The 1,417-nt window shown below is 64.6% G+C and carries 1 protein-coding gene and 1 pseudogene; one reads left to right on the top strand and one right to left on the bottom strand.

The window, feature by feature from the left end; genetic code table 11:
• Nucleotides 1-1,190, bottom strand: a 1,190-nt coding sequence (locus DYI24_RS26570) for a long-chain-fatty-acid--CoA ligase (protein ID WP_164574453.1), incomplete at its 3' end; no start/stop codon positions are given.
• Here DYI24_RS26570 and DYI24_RS28495 point away from each other — a divergent pair.
• Nucleotides 1,173-1,417 (top strand): annotated as a pseudogene (locus tag DYI24_RS28495) (hypothetical protein); the annotation flags it as partial. The gene DYI24_RS26570 and the pseudogene DYI24_RS28495 overlap by 18 nt on opposite strands.

The following is a 1,417-nucleotide window of genomic DNA, read 5'->3' as shown; positions in this document are numbered from 1 at the left end:
GCCTGGGCGACCGCCGGGCCCGACACTTTCAGCCGGCCGAAGGTCTTGCCGTCCCACGGCTGATCCTTGCCGGCGTCGTCGGTGATCTTCATCTCGACGCCGAACGGCGGGTAGCCCTGGGTCGCCAGCACGTCGAGCCGGGCGTCGCCGGTGGTCTGGTCGAACGGTGGCTTCAGCGTGGCGAGCGTGCCGAGCGGGCTCATCTCGGTCATGCCCCAGGCGTGGCGGGCTTCGGCGCCCATGTCGACGAACGCCTTGATCATCGAGCGCGGCATCGCCGAGCCGCCGCACACCACCATCTTCAGATGCGGCAGCGTCAGCTTTTCCTTCTGCATATATTGCAGCAGCATCAGCCACACGGTCGGCACGCCGGCGGTGTGGGTGACCTTCTCGGTCGACAGCAGCTCATAGACGGACGCACCATCGAGCTTGGCGCCGGGCATCACCAGCTTGGTGCCCATCGACGGCGCCGAGAACGCGATGCCCCAGCTATTGGCGTGGAACAGCGGAACCACCGGCAGCATGGTGTCGGCGGCACGGGTGCCGAGCGCGTCCGGATTGTTGGCCATCAGCGCGTGCAGCACGTTGGAGCGGTGCGAATACAGCACGCCCTTCGGATCGCCGGTGGTGCCCGAGGTGTAGCACATCGCCGCCGCGGTGTTCTCGTCGAAGGTCTTCCACGCGAAGTCGCCGTCGGCTTCCTTCAGCCACTCTTCATACGCGATCGCGTTCTTCAGCGTGGTCTGCGGCATGTGCTCGGCGTCGGTGAGCACGACGAAGCGCTCCACGCTCGGAATCTGGTCGGCGATCTTCTCCAGCACCGGAACGAAGGTGAGATCGGTGATCATCACCCGGTCCTGGGCGTGGTTCACGATCCAGGCGATCTGGTCCGGAAAAAGCCGCGGATTGACCGTATGGCAAATCGCGCCGATTCCCATAATGCCGTACCAGCATTCCAAATGCCGGGCGGTGTTCCAGGCGATCGTCGCGACGCGGTCTCCGAGCTTGATGCCGGCGCGATCCAGCATCTGGCTGACTTTCAGTGCCCGCTGATGGATCTGCGCATAGGTGGTACGGACGATCGGACCCTCGACCGAGCGGGTGACCACCTCCTGGTTGCCGTGGATCCGGGCCGCGTGCTCGATGATCCGATGACACAGCAAAGGCCAGTCTTGCATCAGTCCAAGCATCCGAATTTTCCTCCTGTTCGTTATCCCCTTGGGATTGGTGCTGACTTTAGCGCTTACCCGCTTTGCGGAAAACGGTCTTGTTTTCAGGCGCTCCGCGGCAAAGCGCCATTCTGGGTCCTGATGATCGCGCTGGTTGCAGGCGGCACCTCGGCCGCCGGCGCGCGAGAGCATGTGCCGCTGCCGAAGCCGCGTCCGGCCGAAGCGCCGCAGATCAATGCACGCGAGGC

It is taken from the genome of Rhodopseudomonas sp. BR0C11, from assembly GCF_010820945.1.
GTDB classification, from domain to species: domain Bacteria; phylum Pseudomonadota; class Alphaproteobacteria; order Rhizobiales; family Xanthobacteraceae; genus Rhodopseudomonas; species Rhodopseudomonas palustris_H.
This window is presented reverse-complemented; position numbering and strand designations above follow the sequence as displayed.